This is a genomic window from Desulfogranum marinum, from assembly GCF_963675105.2.
GTDB lineage: Bacteria > Desulfobacterota > Desulfobulbia > Desulfobulbales > Desulfobulbaceae > Desulfogranum > Desulfogranum marinum.
Map to the genome: position 1 here is coordinate 731,163 of NZ_CAXXRO010000002.1, position 23,547 is coordinate 754,709.

A 23,547-nucleotide genomic window follows, 5' to 3' on the forward strand; every position below is an offset into this window, starting at 1 on the left:
AAGCGCAGACTCCGGGTAAGCGCAGACTCCGGGTAAGCGCAGACTCCGACAGTACCCTATAGTCATTACCAAAATACTGAAAAAAATGATGCCGGATGGACTGACCTTTAGTAAACATTGTGCAAATTTGCAACTCCATGTACTTTCACACTACATGCTGAAAATGTTTACAATTGAACAAATTGACACAATGTTTTTAGCATGGGAAATCTTGGCTAGAATTGTTTTTCCTCTATATGATTAAACATCTGGGCTATATCCAGCCCCAGTGAGACACACTGGGTACCATCAAGACATTTTTCCGCATCATTTAATTCCAAATAATGATTCAACTCATGGTTATCCTTTTTCAGATGGAGCAACCATGCTCTATTCTTCTCATCATAGCGAACATTAAATTCAGCACCTGTCTGATCAATTTGAGGATACATTGCTCTAATTTTTTGGCGTAACTCTTTGCTTGAATACATAAGGTCACCTCTCTGTATCGTAGGACTAACAAGTCAGCAACATGATTCCATTTTATAGGTTTTCCCGTCCATACTAATAAAATGAAACCCTTCCTGTTTAGGGAGTCCTGCTATTTTCCAAGCAATTTCAGGATTTAAGAATTGTTCGTTAACACATTGTTTAGGTTGGTGGACAATCTTGCACACATTGTTCAGAATTGGAAAAACCTTGTATTTGAAAAAATATTCTCTCATAAAGGTAATTATTTCCAACTGCTCTTTGTTTAAATTGTCCAGCCCTTCTCTAGCTGCTATTTTTTTCGCTATATCTTCGTTCCAGTCTTCCCCTGCTAGAAGAAATCCTTCACTATCAAGTGCTATGTCTTTTCCCATATAACGTACAGAACCCATGGCAGGCCTCCAATATGTGAAATGAGTAATTCATAGAGGCAGTACTAGCGAGTAACCCAAGACACACTGTTTATGTTTTACAACAAATGAAAATTGTTAACTTCACAGTGTATGATGAATGCCGAGTTGTATATACCGGCATGGTTGCGCAAGGTAAACAGGAAAGAAACACTATCACAACAGATTACCAGTCTCTATGAAAACAAAACTGAATGCATATCCTGTTTTTTCCTTAGTATAAAAGATAAGGATGTATGTTCGTTTTACAAGGTGGAACGTCCTGGAGCTCTTGTGGTTACTGAGAAGCGTGGTTTGTAAAAGTGATAAATCAAACGCCTATTTCCTGTCCACCTTTTTTCCTTCCAAACCTGGTCGCCAAAACGATTGCACCAACGATGATACAGCCGCCTATACCTTCACGTACGGTAGGAATTTCTTTTAACAGTACCATCGCCAGCACTATTCCATATACAGGTTCAAGGGAGGCTATAACACTTGCCAGTTGCGCTTTTACGTACAACAGCCCCCTGATAAAAAAGGAATGAGCCAGTGCTGTAAAAACAACACCCAAAAGAATCAATAACTTCATCTCATGCACCGTTGTTGTAAGAAAAGTCCCACCAACAACAGGAAGTAAAACCAGGCTGGCAATCATGTTCTGATAAAAGGCGATGGTCATCGCCGGATAGTTTGATACAAATGTACGATTAAGGACAGATAAAACAGCGAAAGTAAGCCCGGAAAATACACCCCAAAAGGCACCTAACGTAAGATTATTTTCAAAATTCAGATCAGGGATGACCAAAATAAGGCCAAGGAAGACGACTAGGCAAACAAAGATATCTATCATTTGCAGTCGCTCATTAAAAAAAAACGGCTCAAGGAAAGTGACGAAAATCGGAAAAGTTGAAAAAGTTAGGAGTCCGATTGCCACCGTTGATACCTGGATGGAATGGAAAAAAGCCACCCAATGCAAAGCAAGAATGGTTCCCATGAGAAGGAATCCAAGAGCATCCTTGCCCTCTTTCAGTCGCACATCTACTTTCATCAAAGGGAGGGCAACGAGCAGGGCAAGACACGCAAAAAAAGTACGGCCAAAAACGATCAGTGCCGGTTCAATGGCAAGGAGCTTTGCAAAAATACCTGCTACCCCAAATAACGCGACAGCGATATGGACGGAAAGCAGGCTTTGTAGTTTGTTGTTTAACATCTCCCTTGACCGTTGATTGCGCTAGGGTGTCTTGGAAGAATAAAAAATTCGCTCACATTCAAAGCGCAACCCAAATTTTACCACCGCAGATACTGAATATGGAGGCGACCAAATATCAACGCCGGCTGGAAAGCGCATACTTAACGGCTTTGCTTGCATGAAGAATGGTTGTATCATACAACGCTGTAGCGGTATCTTCCTGTTTGACCAGCATCCCTATTTCAGTGCAACCGAGAATGACTGCCTGTGCACCTTTTTTTGCTAAACTCTCTATGATGCGGAGATATTCTTTTTTTGATTGGCCCGTAATTTTTCCCTGGCATAACTCCCGATAAATTACATCATGAACGATGGCTCTGTCTGCAGGATTGGGAATCACTACATTTACCCCATATTTAGTATGTAACCGCCCCTTATAAAAGTCCTCTTCCATGGTAAATCCGGTACCCAAAAGGCCAACAGTAGAAACACCATCATTAAGGAGAGCCTCTGCTGTAGCATCTGCTATATGAAGCAGTGGAATATTGATTGCCTCTTCTACCTGCTGGGCAACTTTATGCATTGTGTTGGTACAGATAAGCAAAAAGTCCGCACCTCCTGCTTCAATCTTGCTGGCAGCATCAGCAAGAATGCTTGCCGTTGCCGACCAGTTATTCTGATGTTGCAATTTTTCTATGGGGTCAAAATCAACACTATACATGACGATTTTTGCAGAATGTAATCCGCCAAGCGCTGATTTAACGCCCATGTTTATGGCGCGATAATAGCCAACAGTACTTTCCCAGCTCATTCCGCCGAGCAAACCTATTGTTTTCATAAACTTTTTCTACTGCCTTGCGTCTTTAACAAAGATGGAAGTGTTATTGTTTCGCATTTCAACCTCAAACAATTCACTGGCCCTGATAAGCTCACTCAGCTTCTTGTAGCCGTAGTTTATCGGCGAAAAAGAACTGTTATTGGAAATATATTTTCCCACCTTACTGAGATCCGACCATCCGTCTTCTTCAGAAACCTTTTCAAGAGACGTTCTCAGTAGCTTAACCAAAGCAGTGTCACCTCTGAGTTCGTTACGGGATTTTTTTTCTATACCCTTGGTCGTTTCGGTCTTTTCCTCTGGGGTACTTTCCAGATTTTCCGTATAAATAAACTGAGAACAGGCATGAACAAATGGCAATGGTGTCTTCTTTTCCCCAAAACCGTAAACTGCCATACCACTTTCAAGGATGCGTAAAACCAGCGGTGTAAAATCGCTGTCACTTGTCATCAAAGCAAACACATCAATATTATTACTGTACAACAGGTCCATGGCATCGATAATCATGGCCGCATCAGTTGCATTCTTGCCTGTTGTATAAGCAAACTGCTGCACTGGTCGAATGGCATGGGGATGAAGCTTTTCCACCCATCCGGATAATCTGTTGCTCTTCCAGTCTCCATGCGCATGGCGCACATTCACTGTTCCATATTTTGCCAACTCTTCCAGGACCCCTTCCACTGAACTATGACTAACATTATCGCAATCAATTAACAGCGCTATCCGAATATCTTTTTTCATCTATACCCTCCGTGATGAATGTGCGGTAATCAGCAGTTGATGTACGCCCCATCAATTATTCACTTTAACGGCAAACATAAAAGTATCCTGGGTAATGGAGCCATCCTGTTCAACATAATCTTCGGTGAGCACCTCCTGCACCTCAAATAAATTTTGAGCGAGCAGGCGGTGAATCCGGTTGGTTTGATAATAATTGAAATATATATGTTCTGTTGAGAAACTGGTCCTTTCCAGGCCCTCTCCATCGCCTTCCATGAAACTGAGATAAAGGTAGCCATTCTCAGCCATTCCCTTGGAAAGGGTTGAGAGCAGCGCAGCTGTCTCCTGGTCTGTCAAATGAACTATACAAAAAGAGGCTATGACAACATCAAATAAACGATCAGGCATGAACTGCCGGATATCCTCAACAATAAAATCCCCTTCAGGAGCCAGCTGTCTCGCCAGGGCTATCATCTTTTGGGATACATCGACCCCGGTGACGGAGCAAGTTGGGACCCTCTCTCGGATCAACCTGGCGTTAACCCCTGGTCCGCACCCTAAATCAAGAACCTTGGCATGCTTGGGAATATATTTTTGGCTAAACAACTCGATTTTTTCTCTGTATGGTTCAAAATCACCAAATTTTTTGAGATAGTTGTCTGCGTTTTTATTGTATGCATGCAGTGTTGCTCTCGCCAAGTTCTTTCTCATAGTGTTTTCTATTCATTACCTCTTTCAGAAAAACAATTAAGCAATGTTGTCACGAGTAGCATCTACTTGCTCGGTGAGAAGGCGCAATGCCGAGGATATTTCAAGAGTATATGTTGTGGTGGTATCAACCCGCCGAAACGGCTCAGGCAAGCTGGTGAGTTCGGCCTGGGCATGATCCCTTGACGCTCGTAACGATGGAAGTGGTTGAATGAGCTTGCCATTTTCCATTATTGTCTGAATCAATGGTTTTCCTGGAAGTGCGTCGCCGTCAACAGTCAAAATATCCTTGTGCAAAAATCCGTTGTCATCATATTGACGATACACCTGTTTGGGACCAGGCCAGGTTTCTTTTCCAGAAGACCGTTTTCTTCGCCCTTTGCCGGCATATTCAACTAATTTATAGGAGCAATCGAGATACGGGTAATCTGATGAAGTTATCATTCGTGTACCAATGCCATAGCCGTCAACAGGTGCATCAGCAGTCTTGATAGCAGCAAGGACATACTCATCAAGACTGCTACTCAAGAAAATTTTGGTGTTTTTCAAACCTCCTCGGTCTAATATTGCACGTACTTTCCGAGCGGATTCAACAAGGTCACCACTATCAATTCTAACCCCTTTTATGGAAATATTTTGAGCGGATAGCTCCGGGGCCAAGGCAACGACTTTTTCAGCGCCTTTTTCAGTGTCATAGGTGTCGATGAGCAAAACAACATTATCCGGTTGGCTTTTTGCAAAATTACGAAAAGCTTCCATTTCAGATTCATGAGCTTGAACAAAAGAATGTGCCATGGTACCGAATATCGGAAGATCGAACAACAATCCGGCCTGCACGGTAGCTGTCCCATCAAGCCCTGCAAGATAACCTGCTCTGGCTGCCAATAGCCCGGCCTCTTCCCCATGCGCTCTCCGGAGTCCAAAATCGATAAGCACCTCCTCTGGAGCTGTCAGCCGCATTCTAACCGCCTTGGAAGCTATCATGGTCTGAAACATCAAAATATTGATTATTCGTGTTTCCACCAACTGCGCCACTGGAAGAGGAGCTGTTATGCGTACTAATGGCTCGCCCGCAAAAACAACGGTCCCTTCAGGCACACCATGCACATTGCCCTCAAAGGTGACATCTTTGAGGTGGGTCAAAAATTGTTCGTGGAAAAAACCAGTTGAACGTAAATAGTTGATGTCTGCATCTGAAAATGAAAGATTTTCCAGATACTCAACCACTTGCTGTAGCCCGGCAGCGACGAGAAAATTTCTTTGCTCCGGTAACTTGCGGACAAAAAATTCAAAAACAGCGACCTGGTCCATCTGCTGGTCAAAATAGCCCTGCATCATTGTAAACTCGTACAGGTCCGTAAATAAGGGGGAGGTTTTCATTATGGTTTAATATCGGTAAGTTTTGCGGTTTGCGCACCGTTCTCTATCATTTTGGCAATTGCTCGCGCACCATCGCCGCTCTGCACATCAACTGCTCTTATCGCATCCACCAGCAAGACAACCGCAAACCCATTTTTAAGCGCATCCAAAACAGTTTGTAATACGCAGTAATCGGTTGCCAGCCCGCCTATGAAAAGTCGTTTGACTCTGTGTTGTTGGAGGTAGGAGGTTAATTCTGTGCCATCAAATCCTGAATAGGCTTCATGCTCTGCGGTGGTGGCTTTGGAAACAACATAACAAGAGGCGGGAAGGATCAGAGATTGGGAAAAGGCGGCACCAGGAGTATCAGCGACACAATGAGGTGGCCATTGCCCACCATTTTCCACAAAAGAGCAATGTTCGGCCGGGTGCCAATCTCTACTGGCAACGATCTGTAGGGATCGGTCCGCAAAAAGAGCAAGGTACCTGTTAAGCACCGGCAGGATAGCATCAGCATCTGGAACGGCAAGGCTGCCGCCCTCTAAAAAATCATTTTGAACATCGACGAGGAGCAGCGCATCCGATTGGTCTAATGGCGAAATCATAGGTTCACTTTATGTATTTATATTCAGCATGTTAAAAAGTACCTGTTTGTACCCTAAAGAGATGTCTAATAGGTGTCAACTGCTTGCAACGGATTGATCGAAAAAAGTCTCTGTGGCATGTCGCAGGTGTACCTTTTTCTGATTAATGAATATTATACAAACAAGTCGTAACTATTCCGTCGGTTAGCACCGGCAAATTCCCCCTACCAACTACAGTAAATAAAAAAATGCAGAAAACCATTATTTCCACCCCAAAGGCTCCAGCAGCAATAGGTCCATATTCCCAGGCGGTAAAAATCGGCAACGTACTCTATACCTCGGGCCAGATAGCGCTGAATCCGGAAACCATGGAAGTCATCAGCGGCGGTATCACTGAGCAGAGTAAACAGGTGCTTGATAATCTTGTTCACGTTCTTGCTGCCGCGAATGTCGACATGGGGTCCGTAGTAAAAACAACCTGTTTTCTCAGTGACATGAATAACTTTGTTGATTTTAACGAAGTGTATGCGACCTATTTTTCCGATCAACCTCCAGCACGGTCCTGCGTCGAAGTTTCCCGCTTGCCCAAAGACGTTCTGGTGGAAATTGAAGCAATCGCGATAGTCAAAGCATAGTGCGGTTATTGAACCCATATACGACATCTACAATCCGTTTGAATGGTTAAACGGTCAAGCCTGTTACGTGTGATACCTCAATTACGTACTCATCCACAATGAGCAAGCGGAGTCAATCTTTACTTACAGCTCTAAGATGACAAACATAGACCAGAAAGACAAATTTGAACACCTTGTCTTTGACAACAGTTTTACCCGAGAGTTACCAGGCGATCCGGAAACGGCTAATTACCGGAGGCAGGTTACCAATGCACATTATTCGAGGGTCCGGCCTGCAAAGGTTTCAGCCCCTACCCTGCTCTCTTTTTCCGAGGAAACTGCTGAACTGCTGGATCTTTCTGTTAATACTTGTACATCATCTCGGTTCAACGATGTATTTTCCGGCAATGCACTTCTGCAAGGCATGGATCCTTATGCCATGTGTTACGGCGGGCATCAATTTGGCAAATGGGCCGGTCAGCTAGGTGACGGCAGGGCAATCAACCTTGGGGAAATCATCAATAAAAGAAATGAACGTTGGGTACTTCAATTAAAAGGAGCAGGGGCAACGCCTTACTCGCGAAATGCTGACGGATTAGCCGTGCTTCGCTCATCGTTGAGAGAATATGTATGCAGTGAGTCCATGTTTCACTTGGGCGTGCCCACCACCAGAGCATTGAGCCTTATTGTCACAGGGGACCCTGTTGAACGGGATATGTTTTATGACGGACATCCACAAGAAGAACCAGGAGCCATTGTTTGTCGAGTAGCCCCTTCTTTTATCCGTTTCGGCAACTTTGAAATTCACTCGGCAAGAGGAGAACTCGAGGCCTTGAAAAGGCTTGTTGATTATACAATCAAGACTTCCTTTCCCCACCTTGGGGAACCGGCAACAGATACATATATCAGGCTTTTTGAAGAAGTTTGTACCTCTACCCTAGACATGGTCATTCATTGGATGCGAGTCGGCTTTGTCCATGGTGTAATGAACACCGATAATATGTCAATTCTCGGCCAGACCATTGACTATGGGCCATATGGATGGCTGGAAGGATATGACCCAGATTGGACTCCAAACACGACCGATAGGATGGGACGCCGTTATTGCTTTGGCAATCAGCCTAAAATTGCGCAATGGAATCTATCCCAATTAGCCAACGCCCTGTACCCATTGGTAAACGATGCAGCACCGTTCGAAAAGGCGCTACAACGCTATAGTATTAATTTTAAGAAACAATACTTAGCCATGACTGGCGCTAAACTTGGCATCAGAGAAGTTGCTGAACATACCGATCAACCGTTGTTTGACGAGTTGTATACCCTTTTACAGCTGACAGAAACGGATATGACCATCTTTTTCCGCGATCTTGCAGCTTTTGATCGACAAAAAATGGCTACCGGTAAAGCATTTGAACCAACCGCGCTGCCCTTTTACAATGCTTATTATAATCCAACCCAAATTAATGATGACTATTGGCAACGATTACAGAAATGGTTGCAGATGTATGCAAAACGTCTCCAAAATGAAGGAATGCCTTCGAGTGAAAGACACGAACGGATGAACAGGGTTAATCCGAAATATGTCCTTAGAAATTACCTAGCCCAGTTAGCCATTGATGCCGCCGAGCAAGGAGACGGTTCCCTTGTTACCGAATTGCTCGATGTCATGCGGCACCCCTACAAAGACCGGCCGGATAAAGAACAATATGCCAAGAAAAGACCGGAATGGGCTAGAAACAGGCCTGGTTGCTCTATGCTTTCCTGTAGTTCCTGACCAATTTCCATTGCAGTGGTAAAAATTTACTGCTGCTCGGTTATATGGTGATCCAATAAATGGCGATGGACATGGTCACAAAGGCACAGCAGGTGGAGACAACAATAGCTGCAGAGGCAAGATCCGTGTCTGAGTGCAACTGTGAGGAAAGGACATAAATAGCAGTTGAGGTGGGCAAAGAGAGATACAGCAGACTGACCTGCCAGGGTAGACCGCTAACTCCAAAAATTGCCAGAAAAAATAATCCGAAAAGGGGCAGAAGGACCAATTTAAAACAGGCACCTGCCATGGCTAACCAAAAATTTCCCTGAAGCCCACGAAAGGTTAAAGATCCCCCAATGGATAACAGTGCCAGCGGCAAGGTGGTGGAAGCTAGCAGCTGCAGCGTATTGCTTATGTACGAAGGAAATCCTCCAACCAGGCGTGCGTAAGCAAGGCCGCAGAGACAGCCAATGATCAGAGGATTGACCAGGAGACTTTTAATAGTCCCCAGCAGCTTGTCCATTACATTTTGTTCTTTGCCCGAAAACCAGATCAGGACGCTAACAGAAAGAACATTAATGAAGGGAATAACCAGGCCAACAAGAATACCGAAAAGCTGTACGCCTTTTTCGTCAAAAAGATTGATAACCACAGCCATGCCGATATATGTGTTGAAACGATAACAACTTTGGCTAAATGACCCGACCTTAAACGCCTCTACTCCGGCCATACGTACAAAAAAAAGGCTGACGATAAAAACTGCCAGCACTGCGCAGCCAATCGCCGCCAAATAGTGCGTATCCTGAGTTGGATCAAGGGGAGCCGCCCCAATTTTCCAAAATAATAACACTGGAAATAAAACAAAATAGACCAGTCGATCACTGCTCCGAAAAAATGCAGCACCCAAAAAATGTGTTTTTTGGAGTGCGATACCTGCACAGATTATCGCGATGACTGGGAAAAGAGCATTAAGAACCATCATGGGCGTGGGCTATTATTGAATTACTGACCTGGTCAGAGATAAATTGGATTATCGAATGTAGCTTCAGCGAAACTATAAAAACGGTTAATCTACCAAGAACTGTAACTGTTCAGCAGCGCTCTAAATGTTCACAAGCTGACCGATTGAGCAGGTTGCCCCGACTTCGATACATCGGTATGCTGTACGGGCAGGTCGTGGAGAGAGGTAAGCGCAGACTCCGTGGGTTGCTGCCGAACAGTTACTACCGAATAAGATAGAGAGGGCGCTTGATATGGGTCTGTTTACATTTTGGACAATGACTTGGAGGTGAGTAACGCCTCCTGTCCCGAAAGACATACCCGCAATGGAGGCAGGCAGCAGGCTCTATATCCAGTTTTTTATGCGTTGCAGCAAGTGAACGGTTGATATGTATGAGGTGCTCATAGACCTCTTTTTCACTAACATGGACTTCCTGGGAAATCTCACGAGCGCTCATCGGTGAGAAACTAAGCAACTCCCGTATCTGTTGACGAATTGTTTTCTGATCCATACTCTTTACTTAAAAAGCTCACAAACAACTTTAACTCCACAGATGTAACATACTGTTCTTCTGTTCTACCACCTTACGTTCAAAAAAGGCTTCCACCTTCACTTTTTTTATTTTTTCCAATTGCTGCATTAAGGGAAAAGATATTTTTTCCAATCCATAAGTCTCATAAATTGTATCACACATGGTGATCCAAAGATGCCCTGTTTTTTCAGCGTCTTCTAACGCACGATGAAAAACGTCGTTATTGGCAAGTCCACAATATTCAATCAGGGTGCGCAGTTTATGGTTTGGTGCATTGGGAAATATCCGTCGACTAATGAGCATAGAACATGCCATGGCATTCTCCGGATACAGGTTCAATTGTTCCAATTCACTGTCTAAAAACTGCCGGTCAAAGGAGGCATTGTGGGCGACAAGGGGCGTGGTTCCTATAAAAGCGGCAAACTGTTCCATTACCTCTTCACAGGGAGGGGCATTAAGGAGCATATCATTGCCTATCCCGGTTATGGATTCAATAAATGAAGTGATCGTAAATCCCGGGTTCATCAAACTTTGAAACGTATCGACGATCATGCGATTTTCAATCCTTACAGCACCAACTTCTATCGGACGGTCACCCATCTTGGGAGACGATCCGGTTGTTTCAAAATCAAAAACTATTACTGCTTCTTCCTGCATACTGATTAATCTTATCCTTTCTTTGTTGCTGCTAAGGTCTCAGGCTTATGTGAAATGGTTCATAAGTAACAGTTTCCCTTTTCAGCAACAATAACATCTTTTTTTTTTATGATTTCAACAAAAATCGTTGGGATGTCTTTTACGTTTCGGCATCTTCGCTTGAGCTTCTTAGCCGGGATATGCCTTATGTTTTTGTGTGTACATAGCACTACAACCGGTGACCTGGTGCGGTGTTTCTTAATAGTTTCATGCTTTTTTCCCTAAAATACAGTAGGATTCCAGATTTTCTATTTATTTTTTTAACATGGAGAAAATATGCGGCCAGAGGAAATGAGAGAAAAGGCAAGTGAGCTTTACCGGCAAAGAATGCATTGAAGTCAGGCAGTTCTGGCCGTGGGTCAGGAAAAACTTGGGATAGCAGATCCTAACGTGATCAAGGCATTCGGTGCATTTGGTGGCGGTATTGCCGGTTCAGGTAATGTTTGCGGGGCAATGCTTGCTGGGGTGGCGGTTATTTCCAGCTTGTATAGTCGGGGTAGTCTTGAGGAAAAGGAAAATCCCCGCATGTGGAAACTCAGCCATCAGTTTATGGCTAGGTTTACAGAACTCACCCTGGAGTATGGGGGCGTCGAATGTAAGCATATTGCCAGGATCAACTGGAACGATAGAAATCAGGCAAGAGATTTTTACAAAAATCCGGAGAGTCGCAGAAAAGAATGTATTAAGCTGGTCGGAGAAACCGCCTCTCTGCTTGGAGAACTTTTAGAACAGGAAACTGCCCGGAACTGAGCCCAAAAAAGGCTGATTTTACCTGGCAGAGTGAGCATTTTCTCCTCCTGTGCCCTGAAAATAAGCTCTTTTATTGTTTGTGAACGAGGAACCTAATGGAATTTATTAATTTTTCTGAACAAGAAAGTAAAAACATAGAAAAGGGGCTGGGATTTACCTCTAAAAGCGAAATCAACCCATCGCTGATCCCTTCTGATTTACCGGTGACAAAAACCGACCACTACCTGCAAGACTGTGAGGAGTTTCTCGACCCGGAAAGAACGATTGGTACAGAAAACCCATACGCAACAGTCGTCTTTCCCAACAACAGAACCAGTACCCATAAGCTGTTTGTCAACCAGGACCGTATCAAGGGAATTTCCTATATTCATTGCATCACTAATGAATTGGTCCACCTATCCAACTTCATACAGTTTTTTAAGATAACGGACATCTCTACACCTTTAACCAGGAAAAGATGCTCGCACGCTATTATCATGAGTTTCTACTCTGGTCTAAATTTCAAGCCAAAAAAATAAGTACCCGTACCTATACTCTCATGATGTGGCATGAGGTAAACGGAGATGATCCACCAACTGATGGCCGCTATCAATTTGAAGGTATTTCTATTGGTGATCATGGAGTACATCGTTGCTTGCAGGAAATTGCAGCCTGTGATGCTGTACCGGCTATACGCGATCTCTATTGGACGCTGGTGGGTGAATTGGCCCTCTATTTTGGTTCACTTGCCTTTTATCAGCAGGAAGCTCATCCTGATCAGGTGGATGAACAGTTTCCAGCGGAACAGCTGGATAAGTGGGTTGGGCTTGAAAATGTACTCAACTTCTATCAACTCCTGCTCAGTACTCCTGACTACCAAACATGGCAGGAACAGAACAAAGCCATACGTAAATGCGTCTTACAGATGGAAAACCACTGTAATAAGACCTTTAAAAATCAATTTGACCCTCACAAATAACAGCATTGTTTAAATCCATACAAAAGGGGCGTTCTGATCATACAGAACGCCCCTTTCTATTATGATATATGCTCACGCAGATGAAGAAACTTTATATCCCGTTGTATACCACCTTACTTAAGTTCCACTGCCCAATTCTCCATAGCTGGAACATTGGTTACAGTTCCCTGCTGCTTCAAAAAAGCCGCAAAGCGGTTGTAACGTTTGTGGTCCAATGCTCCGGGACGGAGCGCAAAACGTGGCAGGGTATCTTTCCAGGCCAGCCGGTTTAACTCGTCGTCGAGATTTTTTCTGTCTCCCTTGACAAAAAGCTGCCAACTCTCTTGAGGATGATTAACCAAGTATTGGACCCCTTGTTCCAGGGCATCGACAAACAAGCGTAATTTTTTCCGGCTGATATTTTCTTTATGCGCAACCAAAATCAATTCATCATAGGCGGGGATACCAAACTCTTCTACATAGAAGGCACGGCCAGGTCGTTTTTCTATGTCCATCTGGTTGAGCTCAAAATTTCTAAATGCACCGATCACGGCATCAACCTGCCCGGAAAAGAGTGACGGCGACAACGAAAAATTGACATTAACCAGTTTCACGTCATCTAGAGTAAGCCCTTCTTTTTCAAGCATGACCTTGAGCAGTACGGTTTCAAAACCACCTACTGAATAGCCGACGGCTTTTCCTTTTAAATCAGCAACAGACTTGATGGGCCCATCTGCCAAAACAACCAGCGAGTTGAGTGGTGTCGCGACCATTGTAGCAATTCGGACTAAAGGCAGCCCCTGGTCGACCTGCATTTGATGCTGATGCTGATAAGATACGGCTATATCTGCTTTGCCGGCCGCGACAAATTTGGGTGGGTCGTTAGGGTTGGATGGCGCAATGATCTCCACCTCCAGGCCTTTGTCTGCAAAATATCCCTTTTCAAGCGCCACAAAGATGGGAGCATGGTCCGGATTGATAAACCAATCCAGCAACAGGGTAATCTTTTCTTTGGCCATGGCTGAACCAGAGGTACCCAGCACAAGCGCTAACAGCAGCAGAGCAGTGGTAATAGTTTTTTTGTTCATTACATAATCCCTTGTTTTGATTCCCAAAAAATAAGTTTATCCAGTAAGTAATCAATCGAAAAATAAAAAAACAACGCCATTATGGAGAGTACAGTCAGGGCAGCAAACATGACATCGATTTGCATTCTCGCATTGGCATGCAGCATGTAAAATCCCAGCCCCTCGCTAGAACCAACCCATTCCCCTACAACGGCACCAATCGGGGCCACAGCCGTAGCCACCCGGATACCCGAGGCAAATGCAGGTAAGGCGGAAGGAATAACTATATAGCGCATAATTGCCAATGGCCGAGCTTCCATAACCCGTGCCAGTTCAAACAAATCAGGATCTGTCCGCTGCATCCCATAATAAAAAGAAGCCGTTACCGGAAAATAAATAATCAGTACAGCCATGGCTACTTTTGACGCCATGCCATAGCCGAACCAGAGGACAAGAATGGGTGCCAGAGCAAACACTGGAATGGCTTGACTGATAACCAGCAGAGGCAACACCCACCGTTTAAGTAAAGGCGACAAAAACATAGTCAGGGCAGTGCCGGTTCCCAAAAAAACACCCAGCAGGAAGCCGAGCATGATTTCAGCACCGGTTATCTGCAGGTGCTGCAGCAAAACGGGAAAGTGGCTAAGTAGTGCCTGAAATACGCGTACAGGATCCGGCAGAATATAATGAGGAGCACCGGTAAGGGTGACAACAACCTGCCATAAGCAGACAAGACCGACAGCGAGGACAACCAGCCGTACCCCTTTCATTGGGAAGATTCATCCAAGAGTTCATTCAACAAAATACTGAAATGTTTTTGCACTTCCGGATCATTGGCTTCTCGCGGTGGATCGTCGGCCAAAGCTACCCTACATTGAACCTGAGCCGGTTTCCCGGAAAGAACCATAATGGTATTGCCCATCCGCAGAGCTTCCATGGGATCATGGGTGACCAGAACAACAGTAGCCCCACGAGTGAGCTCCGCTGAAAGATTTTGCAGTTTCATCCTGGTCAGCGCATCCAAGGCTGAAAAAGGTTCATCCATGAGCAGTATTTGACGTTCTTCCATCAAGGTCCGCAGCAAAGCTCCCCTTTGCCTCATACCGCCGGAAAGTGCTGCAGGCAGGGTCTGCTCATATCCGGAAAGCCCTGCGGCAGCAATCAACGCAGAAGCTCTCGCCATAACAGCAGGGGAAACCTGATGACGCAGCTTTGCTCCCAAAATAATATTATCCTGCAGGGAAAACCAGGGAAGCAGTAAGTCATTCTGGCTCATCCAGGCGGTCTTTTTCTCTGCTTCTCCACCCTCAGAGCAAATATTGATAGTCCCCTCGTAAGCAAAAGACGGAGCACCGGACAGCAGACGAAGTAATGTCGATTTTCCACATCCGCTCGGCCCCAAGAGACAAGTGCACTTGCCGCCCTCGATGGTCATGGAAAGACGCTCAAATACTTTCTCACCGCCTAGGGAAAGAGAAACATCCTTAAAAATAATAGACGGTGCTTTCCCGTTCTCCAGTGACATTACAGAGTGTTGGTGATGAAGAGCGATTTCAATGGTACTTGTAGAAGTGATCGACCGGTCCGTGTCCTCGTCCAATCACATAATCTGCACCGGCAGCAATAGCGCCGTGGATATATTCTTTTGCTTTTTGTACGGCCTCGGCCACGCCATACCCCCTGGCAATATTTGCGGCAATAGCAGAGGATAAGGTACAACCTGTACCATGCGTATTGTTTGTGACAATTCGTTTGGCAGGTAAAAAAATCATTTCATCTGTCTCACTTAAATAAAGACAGTCGTCACTCTCCTGACCTTCCAGGTGACCACCTTTAATCAAAACATTTTTACAGCCAAGTTGGCAGAGGTCCCTTGCCGCCTGGTTAAGCATCTCCAAGCTGTTGAGCTCACGGCCCAGCAGCACCGAGGCCTCAGGAAGGTTGGGAGTAATGATATCCGCCTTGGGTATCAACGCTGTTTTCAGGGCTTCAATAGCGTCATCCCGGAGTAATTTATCTCCGCTGGTGGCGACCATGACTGGATCCAGTACGATATTATCAACTTGAAATGTATACAGCACTTCGGCAATCATATGGATTAAATCGGGAGAAAAAAGCATACCGATTTTTACAGCATCTGTACCAATATCCGAGAGAACCGCCTCCAGTTGCTGCTCAACAAAGGCAACTGGAACCGGATGAATGCCGCTTACGCCCACAGTATTTTGTGCGGTAAGTGCAGTAATGACACTCATCCCATAACAGCCGTTGGCGGCAATAGTTTTCAAATCAGCTTGAATACCCGCTCCGCCGCCACTATCAGAACCTGCGATGGTTAAAACACGATGATATTTTTTTCCGGTCTCTACGTTCATAATAATAAGGAAGAATATATAAAAAAAAGAAGAATGAAAATAAATCGGACTCTGGTTTACCCTCGTTGAATGGTTTTTTTCAGCTCTGCTGTTGCCGACTCCGGGCAATCCGCAGATACAATAGCAGATACAACTGCAATTCCATCGGCTCCGGCCTGAAAAACCAGATGGCCGTTATTGGCATTGATACCACCAATACCTACCAACGGTAGACTAACTGCTTCACGGATCTGACGTACCCCTTCCAATCCCAACGGAGGAGCAATATCGTCCTTGGTCGCAGTGGCAAATACAGGACTGATACCAATGTAATCCGCTCCCTGCTGTTCAGCGACAACAGCATCTTCAACACTTTCTGCTGAGATGCCGACGATCATATCGTCACCAACAATCTTTCGAGCATCACAAAGAGGCATGTCACTTTGGCCGAGATGCACTCCTTCTGCTCTGACAGCAAGTGCAATATCAATACGGTCATTGATGATCAAAGGGATCTTGTGTGGTTCTAATACTGTTTTTAGAAGATATGCTTCTTTAAGAAAATCGCGGGTTGAACAGGTTTTTTCGCGAAGCTGTACACAGGAGACGCCACCACGAATTGCAGCACGAACAATGGTTTCAGAGCTTCGCCCCTTGGAGAGGCAGCGATCAGTTACAAGGTAAAGAGAATAATCCATACGACGGGTATCATCCTTCAGTAATCCGGGCCCCTGATTCCAATTCTTCGGGAGTGATTGCGTATAACTCGTCAAGCAGCAGTGTCATAAACGATCCCGGTCCAGCAGCCGTTTTTCCGGCGTTTTCGCCTGCTAAGCCGAAAAAGGCCAAAGCCGTTGCTGCGGCGGTAACCGGATCTGGATCTACCGCTGCAAAGGCACCAACCAGTGCCGTGGCTGAGCACCCTGTACCAGTAACAAACGGCATGAGCGAATGCCCGTTGGATATACGGAGAACACGATCTCCATCGGTAACCAAATCAACAGGGCCGGTAACGGCCAGTGTTGTCTTCAACTCCTCCGCTAATAAGGCGGCGGTGGCGGCAACTTCTTCCACCGAATGTAGACTGTCCACCCCTTTGGTAACAACCGACTGGGTATTTCGTAAGGCAAGAATTTCAGAGGCATTTCCCCGTACCACATGAACCGCGGTTTCCTGGAGTATTTCTTTGGCAGTAGCTGTCCTAAAAGGAGTGGCTCCTGCTCCAACAGGGTCTAATACGATGGGGGTCTTTAATTCTGTGGCTTTTTTCCCTGCCCTAATCATGGATGCCACCCATTTATCCGTGAGTGTGCCGATATTGAGCACCAGAGAGCCGGCAAAAGCGACCATATCCTCGACTTCATGCTCGGCATGGGCCATCACCGGAGACGCACCTGCGGCAAGCAGCACATTTGCGGTATAGTTCATGACCACAAAATTGGTAATGTTATGAATAAGAGGCTTGCGTTCACGTACTTTGGATAAATTCTCAGCTGCCTGTCTGGAAAATTTGCTCATGAGTACCTCTGTTGGATTGTTGGCCGACACGCCCGTATTTTAGAATACTTAGGAGTTGCAATAACATCATCTACAGCTCTGCAGTCTATATGAAAATTCAATTATGAAGTCAAGCATTTATGGATTTGAGCGCATTACATCAATTACCTGGTGGAATCCATCGCCAATGCCAGGCCTCCCATGCCGATCCTGGCTCACCATGTTCCGGGTAGCTTTCAAAAAAATGGTACCGCTCCGCATTTTTTTTCAGCCACGCATAGGCCGGCGTACTTGCAAACCGCCAATCGCTGGGATAGAAATCAACAACTGTTCCGAGCGCGTGTTCTGAATATCCGGGAGGCGCAACAAAGCGAACAACCTCTTCGAAACTTTTTCCTTTCTCAAACCGTCGCATGAAAATTTTCCGTTGATACCAAAGTGACCGATACGCAGAATGAACAAGCAGTTGCACCTGATCCTCATCCGCTCCTTCAGCCATCTCCTGCAATGCCTGATTGGCAGCATCCAGCATAAACAGTTTACTTTGTTTGTAGGATAGGCTTTCAGGTATCCTGGTTAACGCGGGAAAGGACAAAGAGGGGGCTATAATTTTGCGTCCCTGCCACTGATCGGGGACCTTATACACTTTACCGCCTATAACGACGGTTTCATATATATTCTCACTTTTCTGTTCTACTTTTTTCGTATCTTGGAGTATCTCTATCTCCGGCTCCTCAGACCGTGTAAAGCTCGAAGAGACCGGCGTGCAGGCAAAAGAAAGGGTTACGAATAAACAGATAATACATGTTATGTGCAGTCGCATTTCTTGCCGTTCCCTGATTTTTTTTATCGAGCCTGTCGGCTGAGTTATGAACTGTTATTTTCTTGGATACGATTTTTTTTATCGTCCAACTTACCTTTCTTTCCGGCTGTATACCTTATAGCTTTTGTTCCTGCAATCTCCTTTGGTAACGTGCGGTAAAAAGCTCTGAAGTATTGACTATCGTGGGCTCAGGAGACATATTGATTTTTTCAGTACAGACAAGGCATAGACCGCCAACACTCTCCCGGGGTAAGGAAGAAAGACAAGCAGTTCCCTGTCTGCTTAGGTAAAAAAATGATTAGGGTTAAGAACAAGAGGGGAAGCGATGATTACGCGGGGGGACTCACAACCTGAGACAAAAAAAAAGAAGCAAGACCTTAGGGCTAATCAGCCTACTCTTCTACTCTATGACGATCATTATACGTATAAATCCAGTAAGCCAGTATATTATTAACCTCTTCATAACTCAAAAGCGGAAACCTGTGCATAAGGATCTGACTGACCTTAAAAGAAGTCATCTGGCCGGATGCCATTAACTCGTCAAGGAAAATAACGTAATCGTCTTTGAGGTACTCGGGTCTTTTCATAAAAAAGTATAAACCGTCGAGCAAAGAAAACGGCAACCAGTAGCCATGCCTTTTTCGCTTTACATTTAAGTGGGTTAGAAATAAATCAAGGTCTTGCTGAATTGTATAATGTTCAATTGCAATTGTCAAAAAATCTATGCAAGAGAAGTCATTGAAAGACTTTATTATCGATTGACAGTTTTAAAAACACTGAGTAGGTTCGCTTTCCATCTCCAGGCACGGCATTTGCGGAAGCAAAAAGTCGATTTTATTAATCAGCCCACCCACTTGTCATGATAGGGATTTACGCCGGAAGTTATGACCCGCCGACCAACGGACATCTGTGGATGTTTAAACAAGGCATCAGACTTTTTGATACCTTTTTTATCGCTGTAGGTGAAAATGCTCACAAAAAATATTCATTCACCCTTGAGGAAAGGGTTGAGATGATAGAAGAACTCTGTATAGACCAGGAAAACGTCAAAGTGGTGACAATCGAAAATAAGTTTCTGGTCAAATATGCGGAATCTGTCAATGCAGATTATATTTTCAGAGGGATTCGTAACGAAGGTGACTACACCTACGAACGTGGCATGCGCTATGTCAATAGTAACATGAACGCAACTATACAGACCTTATTCATGATGTCTCCCAGAAATCTTGTTGAAGTGAGTTCAAGTCTCGTTAAAGGGTTGGTTGGTGCCGATGGTTGGGAAGATATCATTCAAGAATATGTTCCGCCAACTGTTTGCCAACGGATGCTGAAGAAATTCGGGGAATAGAATAACAGCCGTACTTGTCCCGCACCAAGCAGAATATAGAGAGGAATCCAACCTGTAACCCTACTGTTACTTTTCTCTCGCCCCCTCTTGACTACTCTTATCGCAGTAGCTCTCCCCTTCTTTAAAAAGGTGTCCATGCATACTGTTAGGCCCTACTACGCAGCTCTGCTCGTTGTTTTTATCTGGTCGGGCTGGATAACCATTTCACGCCATGGAGTGCATACTTCCCTGCAACCAGCAGACATCACTCTCTTACGTTATTGCACTGCATTTATTACCATTATCCCTCTTATAGTAAAGCATAAATGGCGCAAATTTCCTCTTTACCAATACCTCATAGTTGGCCTAGGGGTTGGCTTTCCCTATACTCTTTTTTCTTTTTATGGATTGCGACAGATAAAGGCTGCTCAAGCAGGAGTGCTGGTAAATGGCATGCTTCCGGTATTGGGAGCCGTGGTCGCCTATTTTGTTTTTACCCAGAAAATATCTTTTAGGCGATGGGTAGCTGTCATACTCATTTTTCTGGCCAACATTACCATGGCAGGTCCACACCTGCTTGCTCGTGACCATCTTCTTGGAATTTCGCTTTTACTAGGGGCTGCAACTGTTTACACAATGCATATGACAGGTGTTAAAAAATGGGGATTCACCTGGCAAGATACCATTGTCACTGTTGCGGTATCCAATGTTCTTTTGTTTGTACCACTATGGTTTTTACTCCCCTCTAACCTCTTGCAAAGCGCAAGTTCAGATATCATCACCCAAGCTGTGTATCAAGGGATAATCGTTAATGTGATTGCTCTCATGTGTGTGGCATATGCGCTTCGCTACCTTGGCACCATAACAGTGTCTTTATACATGTCTTTTGTTCCTGTTATAACTGCTCTTTTCGCATGGTTATTTTTGGGAGAAGCACTTGTTGCGCGAGAAATCCTAGGAATAGCCGGCTGCTCTACAGGTTTATTAGTTTATGCCCGCAACCCTTGATCAGCCCGGATTTAATATCAGTTCAAGCTATGTCAGGAACAAGGTATTGATCGTTCATCATGTATATCACAACGACCTTCAATTTGACAAAACCGCATCAGCTCGATATGTAAAAGGTCGCGACACCATAGCAACAGCTCGTTTTTTGGCTGACAATGTTCTTATAACTTACGGACTCGAGCCTGTTTGACCCGCTCATAAACAACTTTGCCTTGAAATTCACTCATAACTGTTGGAGAAAAATACCATGTCTCAAGTACCAACAAGAGAAGAAGCCTTTGCTTTGCTGAAACAATACAATCAATCTGAGAGCTTGATTAAACATGCTTTGGCGGTTGAAGGCGTCATGCGATATTTTGCCAGAAAAAGAGGAGCTGACGAGGAACAATGGGGTATCATCGGCTTGATCCATGACCTTGATTATGAACAATTCCCAGAGCAACATTGCACTCAAACAGAAATTATTTTAAAGGAAAATGACTGGCCCGAAGAGTATATACGTGCAGTCGTCAGTCATGGTTATGGAATATGCAGCGATGTGGAACCAAAGAGTGAGATGGAGAAAGTCCTTTATACCATCGACGAATTGACCGGTTTGGTTGCAACCAGTGCTCTTGTCCGCCCATCAAAAAGTGTATTGGACATGAAAGCCAAATCGGTAAAGAAAAAATGGAAGGACAAGCGCTTTGCTGCAGGAGTGGATCGTTCGATTATTGAACGGGGTGCAGACATGCTTGGTGTAGAGCTTGGCGATCTAATAAACGACACCATCATGGGAATGCGGGAAGTTGCAGAATCCATAGGACTAAAAGGAAATATTGACGAGTAAAGGGTAACGCCTCCTTTGACAATATCCCGGAGTGAGTATATTTTTCATAAGTAGCCCACTCAACAGACCTTTTATTGACTCTCTACACAAGGCCCTAAAAGTCTTTTTTGAAAAAAAAAGCCCCGCATCTTTTGATGCGGGGCTTTTTGGTAAATATATACTACTGGGTCAGTGGAAATCTTGCTTAAGCGAAGCTTACCAGCGCTCAGTGCCGACTATCTGACTGACGTCCATACATTTGGCCTTTTCTTCTTCGCTAAGGTCTTCTTTGGCCTTGATGCCTTTAACATCTTTTAGGTAACAGGCGTATTCTTTTCCATCCTTATCCCTGATCCAAACCATTGATTCATACCCACCCCATTCGCTTTTCATATCTTGATAATCTTTTTCTACGTCGGCCATGGTATTCACTCCTTGGTTAAGTTAGAAATGATACATCCTATGCAATAAAAATATAAAATTATTGCGATTAAAGTCAACCGTTAAGGCATTTTTTATGCATTATTATTTAAAAACAGCTTGAAGCTCTGCAATGGCCAGCTCTTTTGCCTTGGCTTCTATATCCACCGTGATTGTCTTGCCGAACCAGCATTGTGGAAAATCATCTGGATCAATCATGTTACTGTGCGGGCGAGGATTGTCCGATTGCCAACCCTGCTTAGGGCTGGACAGGTGAAAAAGCGGCTCTCTGTTCCAAGTTTGCAGTGACATTTCAGTCGCCCTTTCCTCGGACAGCCCGTCAGAGTAACATCGGTGATGATGAACATCATACACAAGAGGTATCCCGAGAGCCGTGCATACAGGCAAAAGATCCTTCGGGGAATACGTTCGATCATCATTTTCCAATGTTAAACGTGAACGCAACGATTCCGGCAGACTTTGTATATTCGCCTGTAGCCTGGCAAGGGCGGCAGGCTTATCACCATAACCGCCACCACCGTGTATGTTGATTACATCAGCACCTATCAACTCTGCCATTTCGTCGTGGTAGAGTAACTCTTCGATAGAGCGCTGGAGGACATCACTTTTTGGGGTAGAAAGCAGGGTAAACTGGTCAGGGTGAAACGTAAGCCGAATATCGTGCTGCTCTGCATACATCTGCACCCTGCCGAGATTTGCCAAAATATCTTCATGGTCAGGAAGTTCTTCGAGTCCATACCCCACCTCGGGATGCGTTTTTAACGGAAAAAACCTGCTGTTTACCCGAAAACTGCCGATATTATGCTGTCGGCAATAGGTAACTGATGCAAACAATGACCGACTGTTTTCAAGTATGGTTGCAGAAATTTTTTCCAGCTGCTCTTCTCTGTCGAACTTCATGATATATGCAGCCTGTTTAATCCGAAAACGTATGGGTTGTTTTCTAAACATGCAACAGAGACCAAGTCGAATATTTTTCATTGCTGTGGCTCTACTCTATGCTGATTTCTTTACCACCTACAAGCTGCAGAGCCTTTGTAATCTTGAAAGTCACCAGATATCTTGGGCCGAGCGCTTCGTTTTGTTCCGCACTGATATTTCTGCGGGATAGTGACTCTATCGCCTCTTTGTCCGTTGATTCCTCAATCATTTGCAGAAATAATCGCATGCCTTTGAATCCATGGCTGTGCTCGATGTACATGTAGTTTGCCCGTGGATTAGTCTGCAGGTTAGCCCTGGTGAGTCTATCTCTCATGATAAAGGCGATGGTATCATCGCTGATAAAATGAGGTGAGGCATACAGGGCAGTGTCTACTTCCCCCGATGCATTGGCGGTTGCCATTACTCCAGTGCCTATTGTTGTTGTAAAATAATCTCTCAATTGCATACAAAATCTCCTTAAATGATATCTATCCTAACAGACAATACGATGGGAGTTGAGCCTGATACACAAGTCCTTAACTCTTCCATGCCTAGCAGTTTAACCATTAGACAAAAACATGCAATAAGGGTTCATCAACTGCTAAACAATAACAAAAACTACTATTCATTTGAGTTGTGCCAACTATTAAAGAAGATTAATTGTAAAACATTACAGCTTATTTCCATCACTAAAACAGGAGGTAACAGGTGAGCAAGTACAGCAGAAATACCTTCACTGTATTGAGCACACCAGTTAATAT

The 23,547-nt window shown here is 44.6% G+C and carries 30 protein-coding genes; 8 read left to right on the forward strand and 22 right to left on the reverse strand.

The features are described from left to right. Positions 1-215 precede the first annotated feature (215 nt). The 8 genes from ACHZCY_RS03980 to ACHZCY_RS04015 all read right to left on the reverse strand — a co-directional run bounded on the left by ACHZCY_RS03980 (position 216) and on the right by ACHZCY_RS04015 (position 6,276). Positions 216-470, reverse strand: coding sequence for a hypothetical protein (locus ACHZCY_RS03980; protein WP_319547926.1), 255 nt, complete (start codon positions 468-470; stop codon positions 216-218). 33 nt (positions 471-503) lie between these two features. Next, positions 504-860 (reverse strand): TusE/DsrC/DsvC family sulfur relay protein, encoded by a 357-nt coding sequence (locus ACHZCY_RS03985; RefSeq protein WP_205223890.1) that lies wholly within the window; start codon positions 858-860, stop codon positions 504-506. Positions 861-1,188: 328 nt separating this feature from the next. Next, a complete protein-coding gene (locus ACHZCY_RS03990; protein ID WP_319547927.1) occupies positions 1,189-2,070 on the reverse strand; it encodes a DMT family transporter in 882 nt (293 codons plus the stop codon). 115 nt (positions 2,071-2,185) lie between these two features. After that, complete coding sequence (locus ACHZCY_RS03995; protein WP_319547928.1) at positions 2,186-2,887, reverse strand: aspartate/glutamate racemase family protein; 702 nt, start codon at positions 2,885-2,887, stop codon at positions 2,186-2,188. 9 nt (positions 2,888-2,896) lie between these two features. Continuing rightward, positions 2,897-3,625 (reverse strand): NYN domain-containing protein, encoded by a 729-nt coding sequence (locus tag ACHZCY_RS04000; RefSeq protein ID WP_205223893.1) that lies wholly within the window; start codon positions 3,623-3,625, stop codon positions 2,897-2,899. 51 nt (positions 3,626-3,676) lie between these two features. Continuing rightward, positions 3,677-4,303 (reverse strand): class I SAM-dependent methyltransferase, encoded by a 627-nt coding sequence (locus tag ACHZCY_RS04005; RefSeq protein WP_319547929.1) that lies wholly within the window; start codon positions 4,301-4,303, stop codon positions 3,677-3,679. 48 nt (positions 4,304-4,351) lie between these two features. Then, positions 4,352-5,692: a nicotinate phosphoribosyltransferase gene (locus ACHZCY_RS04010; protein ID WP_319547930.1), complete on the reverse strand. Its 1,341-nt coding sequence runs from the start codon at positions 5,690-5,692 to the stop codon at positions 4,352-4,354. Further along, positions 5,692-6,276: an isochorismatase family protein gene (locus ACHZCY_RS04015; protein ID WP_205223896.1), complete on the reverse strand. Its 585-nt coding sequence runs from the start codon at positions 6,274-6,276 to the stop codon at positions 5,692-5,694. The genes ACHZCY_RS04010 and ACHZCY_RS04015 overlap by 1 nt, the downstream gene beginning before the upstream one ends. 227 nt (positions 6,277-6,503) lie before the next feature. Here ACHZCY_RS04015 and ACHZCY_RS04020 point away from each other — a divergent pair, with 227 nt between their 5' ends. Together ACHZCY_RS04020 and ACHZCY_RS04025 are read left to right on the forward strand one after the other, a co-directional pair. Continuing rightward, a complete protein-coding gene (locus ACHZCY_RS04020; protein WP_205223897.1) occupies positions 6,504-6,890 on the forward strand; it encodes a RidA family protein in 387 nt (128 codons plus the stop codon). A 136-nt stretch (positions 6,891-7,026) separates the two neighbouring features. Next, on the forward strand, positions 7,027-8,643 hold the full coding sequence (locus tag ACHZCY_RS04025; RefSeq protein WP_319547931.1) for a protein adenylyltransferase SelO: 1,617 nt from the start codon (positions 7,027-7,029) through the stop codon (positions 8,641-8,643). A 40-nt stretch (positions 8,644-8,683) separates the two neighbouring features. Here the strand turns inward: ACHZCY_RS04025 and ACHZCY_RS04030 are convergent, their stop codons facing one another. The 3 genes from ACHZCY_RS04030 to ACHZCY_RS04040 form a co-directional block, all read right to left on the reverse strand. Further along, positions 8,684-9,607, reverse strand: a complete 924-nt coding sequence (locus tag ACHZCY_RS04030; RefSeq protein WP_319547932.1) for an AEC family transporter — start codon at positions 9,605-9,607, stop codon at positions 8,684-8,686. Positions 9,608-9,848: 241 nt separating this feature from the next. Continuing rightward, positions 9,849-10,136, reverse strand: coding sequence for a transcriptional regulator (locus ACHZCY_RS04035; protein ID WP_205223900.1), 288 nt, complete (start codon positions 10,134-10,136; stop codon positions 9,849-9,851). Positions 10,137-10,166: 30 nt separating this feature from the next. Continuing rightward, entirely contained in the window at positions 10,167-10,814 is a 648-nt protein-coding gene (locus ACHZCY_RS04040) for a 3'-5' exonuclease (RefSeq protein WP_319547933.1), read from the reverse strand. Between the two features lie 387 nt (positions 10,815-11,201). Between ACHZCY_RS04040 and ACHZCY_RS04045 the strand changes: the two genes are divergently transcribed. The 3 genes from ACHZCY_RS04045 (at position 11,202) to ACHZCY_RS04055 (ending at position 12,561) form a co-directional block, all read left to right on the forward strand. After that, the gene (locus ACHZCY_RS04045) at positions 11,202-11,603 is read left to right on the forward strand and encodes a C-GCAxxG-C-C family protein (RefSeq protein WP_319548320.1); all 402 of its coding nucleotides are present in this window, start codon (positions 11,202-11,204) and stop codon (positions 11,601-11,603) included. Positions 11,604-11,698: 95 nt separating this feature from the next. Then, the gene (locus ACHZCY_RS04050; RefSeq protein WP_394713357.1) at positions 11,699-12,121 is read left to right on the forward strand and encodes a hypothetical protein; all 423 of its coding nucleotides are present in this window, start codon (positions 11,699-11,701) and stop codon (positions 12,119-12,121) included. After that, complete coding sequence (locus ACHZCY_RS04055; protein WP_319547935.1) at positions 12,061-12,561, forward strand: hypothetical protein; 501 nt, start codon at positions 12,061-12,063, stop codon at positions 12,559-12,561. The genes ACHZCY_RS04050 and ACHZCY_RS04055 overlap by 61 nt, the downstream gene beginning before the upstream one ends. 113 nt (positions 12,562-12,674) lie before the next feature. On the opposite strand, the gene ACHZCY_RS04060 is transcribed toward ACHZCY_RS04055, so the two are convergent. From ACHZCY_RS04060 to ACHZCY_RS04095, 8 genes are all read right to left on the reverse strand, one after another. Beyond that, entirely contained in the window at positions 12,675-13,628 is a 954-nt protein-coding gene (locus tag ACHZCY_RS04060; RefSeq protein ID WP_205223904.1) for an ABC transporter substrate-binding protein, read from the reverse strand. Beyond that, the gene (locus tag ACHZCY_RS04065) at positions 13,628-14,377 is read right to left on the reverse strand and encodes an ABC transporter permease (RefSeq protein WP_205223905.1); all 750 of its coding nucleotides are present in this window, start codon (positions 14,375-14,377) and stop codon (positions 13,628-13,630) included. Before ACHZCY_RS04065 ends, ACHZCY_RS04060 begins: the two co-directional genes overlap by 1 nt. Then, entirely contained in the window at positions 14,374-15,207 is an 834-nt protein-coding gene (locus ACHZCY_RS04070) for an ABC transporter ATP-binding protein (RefSeq protein ID WP_232371159.1), read from the reverse strand. Before ACHZCY_RS04070 ends, ACHZCY_RS04065 begins: the two co-directional genes overlap by 4 nt. After that, positions 15,161-15,982 carry a bifunctional hydroxymethylpyrimidine kinase/phosphomethylpyrimidine kinase gene (gene thiD, locus ACHZCY_RS04075; protein ID WP_205223906.1) on the reverse strand — a complete coding sequence of 274 codons (822 nt, stop codon included), beginning with the start codon at positions 15,980-15,982 and terminating at the stop codon, positions 15,161-15,163. Before thiD ends, ACHZCY_RS04070 begins: the two co-directional genes overlap by 47 nt. Positions 15,983-16,038: 56 nt before the next feature. Next, positions 16,039-16,659 (reverse strand): thiamine phosphate synthase, encoded by a 621-nt coding sequence (gene thiE / locus ACHZCY_RS04080; protein WP_319547936.1) that lies wholly within the window; start codon positions 16,657-16,659, stop codon positions 16,039-16,041. 10 nt (positions 16,660-16,669) lie between these two features. Further along, positions 16,670-17,479 carry a hydroxyethylthiazole kinase gene (thiM, locus tag ACHZCY_RS04085; RefSeq protein WP_319547937.1) on the reverse strand — a complete coding sequence of 270 codons (810 nt, stop codon included), beginning with the start codon at positions 17,477-17,479 and terminating at the stop codon, positions 16,670-16,672. Positions 17,480-17,618: 139 nt separating this feature from the next. Next, the gene (locus ACHZCY_RS04090; protein WP_319547938.1) at positions 17,619-18,281 is read right to left on the reverse strand and encodes a M15 family metallopeptidase; all 663 of its coding nucleotides are present in this window, start codon (positions 18,279-18,281) and stop codon (positions 17,619-17,621) included. Between the two features lie 392 nt (positions 18,282-18,673). After that, entirely contained in the window at positions 18,674-18,868 is a 195-nt protein-coding gene (locus tag ACHZCY_RS04095) for a hypothetical protein (protein ID WP_205223910.1), read from the reverse strand. 272 nt (positions 18,869-19,140) lie between these two features. Between ACHZCY_RS04095 and coaD the strand changes: the two genes are divergently transcribed. The 3 genes from coaD (at position 19,141) to ACHZCY_RS04110 (ending at position 21,445) form a co-directional block, all read left to right on the forward strand. Continuing rightward, the gene (coaD, locus tag ACHZCY_RS04100) at positions 19,141-19,629 is read left to right on the forward strand and encodes a pantetheine-phosphate adenylyltransferase (protein WP_205223911.1); all 489 of its coding nucleotides are present in this window, start codon (positions 19,141-19,143) and stop codon (positions 19,627-19,629) included. A gap of 135 nt (positions 19,630-19,764) precedes the next feature. Further along, entirely contained in the window at positions 19,765-20,616 is an 852-nt protein-coding gene (locus ACHZCY_RS04105; protein WP_319547939.1) for a DMT family transporter, read from the forward strand. 247 nt (positions 20,617-20,863) lie between these two features. Further along, on the forward strand, positions 20,864-21,445 hold the full coding sequence (locus ACHZCY_RS04110) for an HD domain-containing protein (RefSeq protein WP_205223913.1): 582 nt from the start codon (positions 20,864-20,866) through the stop codon (positions 21,443-21,445). A gap of 195 nt (positions 21,446-21,640) precedes the next feature. Here the strand turns inward: ACHZCY_RS04110 and ACHZCY_RS04115 are convergent, their stop codons facing one another. The 3 genes from ACHZCY_RS04115 to ACHZCY_RS04125 form a co-directional block, all read right to left on the reverse strand. Further along, positions 21,641-21,847: a hypothetical protein gene (locus ACHZCY_RS04115; protein WP_205223914.1), complete on the reverse strand. Its 207-nt coding sequence runs from the start codon at positions 21,845-21,847 to the stop codon at positions 21,641-21,643. 102 nt (positions 21,848-21,949) lie between these two features. Continuing rightward, entirely contained in the window at positions 21,950-22,846 is an 897-nt protein-coding gene (uvsE, locus tag ACHZCY_RS04120; protein WP_319547940.1) for a UV DNA damage repair endonuclease UvsE, read from the reverse strand. 10 nt (positions 22,847-22,856) lie between these two features. Beyond that, on the reverse strand, positions 22,857-23,252 hold the full coding sequence (locus tag ACHZCY_RS04125) for a pyridoxamine 5'-phosphate oxidase family protein (RefSeq protein WP_205223916.1): 396 nt from the start codon (positions 23,250-23,252) through the stop codon (positions 22,857-22,859). Positions 23,253-23,547 lie beyond the last annotated feature (295 nt).